Genomic DNA, 4,327 nt, shown 5'->3' with positions numbered 1-4,327 from the left:
GTACAGCGCATCGCAAGTATGCCGTATTCAACGATTGTACACTTTAAACAATTAAAAAAATCATGCTAAGCACTTTTAATAACTTGCTGGAAAATGGGAAAAATAGTATCTGAAAAATGTTGTCTATCACGTCAATTGATATAATAACTCGGAAGAAAAAACAACCCAAAGCTAGTACAGAAAACAGACCTTAACGTACAATAATTTCCAATATCCAAGGCGACCCCATATAGGAAGTCGTATCCTGCATACTCAGGTTCAAGAACGATGGGGAGCTGGCGTTATTGCTCAGCTATCCAAGGATTTAAGAGCTACTTTTCCAGAAATGAAAGGGTTTAGTCCACAAAATCTGAAATATATGCGCAAGTTTGCTCAAGTATATCATGAAGATGAAATTAGTCAACAAGCTGTTGACCAAATACCCTGGGGACATATTGTAGTCCTAATCTATTCTGGGCTCGATAAAATTCAACAAAAATTTTATATAGAATATACTATTAAAAATGGCTGGTCAAGAAGTAACTTATCTATACAAATATAGACCAATTTATATGAACGTCAGTCAAGGGCCATTACTAATTTTGATAAACAATTATCGCCCCCACACGCCGCTTTAGCCCAGACTACTCTAAAGAATCCTTATTTATTCGACTTTTTAAGTCTTAGTGATGAAGCCCATGAAAGAGAATTAGAAAAAGAGCTAGTTGCACATATTGAAAAATTCCTACTTGAGTTAGGTGAAGGATTTGCTTTCTTAGGTCGTCAATATCATCTTCAAGTTCAAGAACAAGATTTTTATATAGACCTATTATTTTATCATGTCAAGATTCATTCCTTTATAGTTATAGAGTTAAAATCTGGAGACTTCAAGCCTGAATATGTAGGAAAAATGAACTTTTATCTTTCTGCTGTGGATGATTTATTGCGCCACTCAAGTGATAATCCTTCTATTGGATTAATCTTATGTAGATCTAAGGTAGGTGTTTTAGCAGAATACACTCTACGTGATATAAATAAACCTATAGGTCTTTCAACATACAGGCTTACTAAAAACTTGCCTGAAAAATTACAAACAGTGCTTCCAACCATTGAGGAACTAGAAGCAGAACTTGCTAAAGGATTAGATCATATAGAAGACGATTGATCTCACCTTTGGTATTTTAAGAGTAGACTCCAACTGTATTTGTATAAATTATTTTTCAGTTTTTTACAAATTTAATAAAAAATATGGATAGTCTGACTCTAATTTTGCAGATAAAGATTTAGACTACACCCTCTATTAAGCAAATGCTATATTCTTATGACCAGGTATGTAATAATTCCCGATGTATACTATCATATGCCTCTCCCCTCTCCTATCCTAGCTTTTAGGATAGTATTTTTTGTTTTTGATAGTTTTATTTTTTATGTAAGAATATGAAGTAAAAAAATTATATTTTGCCCTATAAGCAATATTAGGTATGTGCATGTCTACAATTGATTCTTGTTTACATATTGCTGGTGTTACCATTAGTCATGATATTATAGAAAACATTTTCGGTATAAAATACGTTTCAGATACTAGTAAGGTACTAATAGCTAAATGCACTACGATAATTATTGGTTTATTAGCAACTATACCAGCAGTCTACCAAACTGACATATTTAAATTATCTAAATTTTCTATCCACTTCTACTCAGCTTTTAACATGCTAGTTGCCCCCCCTTTGGTCTTAATTTTTTTTGGTTTTAGAGGAACTTCCCGTACTTTTTTGATAGGGATGGCTACATGTATACTTATTAAATTCATTTGGATTAAATGGATGATACCGAAAATAGGAGTAAATTTTAATTTTATTTTCTTTATGTCTAATATATTAGCTATGATGGCTGCGCATTATCTACTTCCACAACCACCTGGTAAGGGATTTGTTGGCAGAAATAATTAAAAATAAAACTTTTTTAATTGATTATAAATTTAAAAAAATATTATAATCCAAAACTGATGTTTTTAATAATTGGCAAACACATCTAGTATGGCGTTTCTAATTTATTTCCCTTTTGCTTGGTTATTGGATCTTAACGAAGATGGTAGCACATCGAATCTGAGTGGATACACTTTACGTAGTAAAGTATAGTGTGCTATACTATACCCCCTATAGTGAAATTTTTATATAAACTTTAGGGAAAAAAAGTTTATATAAAATATTGATTTTACGCTTCTAAATGTGCTTCTTGCACTTCATATTCCCAGTTATCTACCATTCTGGTTGATTCATTGAAGTTGATGCCTAATAGTATAATGACTTTTTGTCTGAGTAAGTAGGGTCTATAGTATTGATGCTCTTTGATTTGTGATAAGGCTATTTTCCCACTGGATTTGTACTTAATTTCTATAATATATATGACGGTTTCTAACTCTAGAACGATATCTGCCCTCCCTTGACTAGATAATGCTTCACTGTGCATGTACATTTTTCTACCACCTAGAAAGCCCAACCCTTGCAATAGCATGTGCAGGTTACTATGGAATTGTTTTTCCTGTTTTGTATCAATGTAGTAAGGAAGGGTAGCAAAGGCCGTATTGATACTATCTATAAAAATTTTGATTTTTTTACTGGCTAGTGCATGCCTGATCTTTTCTCTCTCTTGTATAAAATAATCTTTTACGTTTTTCTCTAGGCTATATCTTATACTCCTTTGAAAAGACTCTTCTATTTCTTTATTAGGGAATTTTAGGGTGTATAAACTACTAGCTTCGTCATAACTATCAATGGTTAAATAGCCCGTTTGAAACATCAAAGATTTTAAGCTAATCTCATTTCTACTCCCAGTATACATTAGCTCGTCTCTAGTGGCCTTGATTTGAAGATTGTCCATATTAAGCTCAAATCTATCAGGGTCTGTTAACATCTGGTTAATAAGTATAGTCGGGCTACCTGATTCATACCAGTAGTTTTCTAATTCACCATTGTTCAAAAACTTTAATGTAGACCAGGGATTATATACACTCACGCCATCTTTATGGAATTTATAACCATTGTAATAAGTGGCCATACGGTCCATAACTTCTAAATCACTGATTTGTTTACTTTCTTTTTCACTCCATTTTTTAGCAATAGCTTCTAAATTTTCTGAGAATATGGTTTTTATTTCTTGTTGCGTATAACCAAACATAGCATCAGCAGATGCATCAATGGTGATGTCATTTAAATGATTGGCCCCTGAAAATACATCAGATAAACTAAATTTGCTTACCCCAGTGATAAAAGTGAATTGAAAATGTTTATTCAGTGATTTTAAAGTCATAAAAAAATCTTTCATGACTTTGATATTGGCTGTTTCAAGGTCGGAGCCTTTCGTTAGATTCACAATTGGTGCATCGTACTCGTCTATAAGGACTACTATATTGCATTCATAACTATTACTAAGTTTTGACAGTGCTTCCACTAGATTTTCTAGTCCATCTTGTATATCTGAGATCTGTATAGTTACACCATACGAGCGCGCAATTTTATCTAATTTACTTCTTAAACTGTTTTCCAAACAGTTCGGATTGTGGTTTATGCCTGAAAAATCTATTTTTATGATAGGATATTTCTTCCAATTATATCCATTTTCTGGCTTACCTATATGACAATTTTTAAAAACTTCTTGTTCTCCGCTACATATAGTATCCAGTGTATCAATAAATAGTGATTTCCCAAATCTCCTAGGACGAGCTATGAAGATAGGATTTCTCTTTTCAATCAACTCTTGTGCATACCGAGTTTTATCTACATAATAGCCTGTTTCAATCACTGATTTAACATCTGAATACCCAATAGGTAGTGCATGTATCTTACGCATAGCTTATTTTTTTCTATTTCGTTTCTTTGGGAACCATCCTGATTCAATTTTACAGCTTTTTAAGCTAAGTTTTGTAGATACAGTCTATTTTATTTATCCTGATCTTATTGTAATCTGATTAAATGTATTGGTTCATTTATATATCCATAAAGTAATTTTAGAACATTTTTGTAAATATATATTACAAATATTGTATATTTAAGATCAAAATTTGATTAATAAAATACAAAAATGTCCATAAATAGATAATGAAAAACCAAGAAATTTTACTATGAGACCGTTGCGATAGATAGTTATTGTAATTTTTGATAAGGTTGTAGTTGTATTTTTAGTAGTTTTTATGTTAAGGATGCATAAATTTAGTTATTTAGTGATTTTCAAGTTAATCTTTGTATATTTTAGATATACCATCCCCCTAAAAACCCTTTAAAATGATATTTGGAGCTCTATATAAATTATAGGCTATAGATTCCATAACATGTTGCGTATGCGTTTTATC

4 protein-coding genes are annotated in these 4,327 nt (G+C 31.7%); 3 read left to right on the top strand and 1 reads right to left on the bottom strand.

Annotated elements, in window-relative coordinates:
* Positions 1-229 precede the first annotated feature (229 nt).
* The 3 genes from ACRRVB_RS04815 (at position 230) to ACRRVB_RS04805 (ending at position 1,928) form a co-directional block, all read left to right on the top strand.
* Positions 230-541: a DUF1016 N-terminal domain-containing protein gene (locus ACRRVB_RS04815; RefSeq protein WP_432466825.1), complete on the top strand. Its 312-nt coding sequence runs from the start codon at positions 230-232 to the stop codon at positions 539-541.
* 30 nt (positions 542-571) lie between these two features.
* A complete protein-coding gene (locus ACRRVB_RS04810) occupies positions 572-1,144 on the top strand; it encodes a PDDEXK nuclease domain-containing protein (protein ID WP_432466824.1) in 573 nt (190 codons plus the stop codon).
* A 316-nt stretch (positions 1,145-1,460) separates the two neighbouring features.
* The gene (locus tag ACRRVB_RS04805; protein WP_432466823.1) at positions 1,461-1,928 is read left to right on the top strand and encodes a hypothetical protein; all 468 of its coding nucleotides are present in this window, start codon (positions 1,461-1,463) and stop codon (positions 1,926-1,928) included.
* 265 nt (positions 1,929-2,193) lie between these two features.
* Here the strand turns inward: ACRRVB_RS04805 and ACRRVB_RS04800 are convergent, their stop codons facing one another.
* A complete protein-coding gene (locus ACRRVB_RS04800) occupies positions 2,194-3,828 on the bottom strand; it encodes an AAA family ATPase (protein ID WP_432466822.1) in 1,635 nt (544 codons plus the stop codon).
* Between the last annotated feature and the right edge of the window lie 499 nt (positions 3,829-4,327).

Origin of the sequence: Candidatus Cardinium hertigii, assembly GCF_050864855.1 — a bacterium.
Classification (GTDB): Bacteria; Bacteroidota; Bacteroidia; order Cytophagales; family Amoebophilaceae; genus Cardinium; species Cardinium hertigii_C.
This window is presented reverse-complemented; position numbering and strand designations above follow the sequence as displayed.

What these genes read in the sequence shown, in the direction of transcription:
- ACRRVB_RS04805 (WP_432466823.1), top strand. Translation starts at nt 1,461, where the DNA reads ATGTGCATGTCTACAATTGATTCTTGTTTACATATTGCTGGTGTTACC.
- ACRRVB_RS04800 (WP_432466822.1), bottom strand. Translation starts at nt 3,828, where the DNA reads ATGCGTAAGATACATGCACTACCTATTGGGTATTCAGATGTTAAATCA.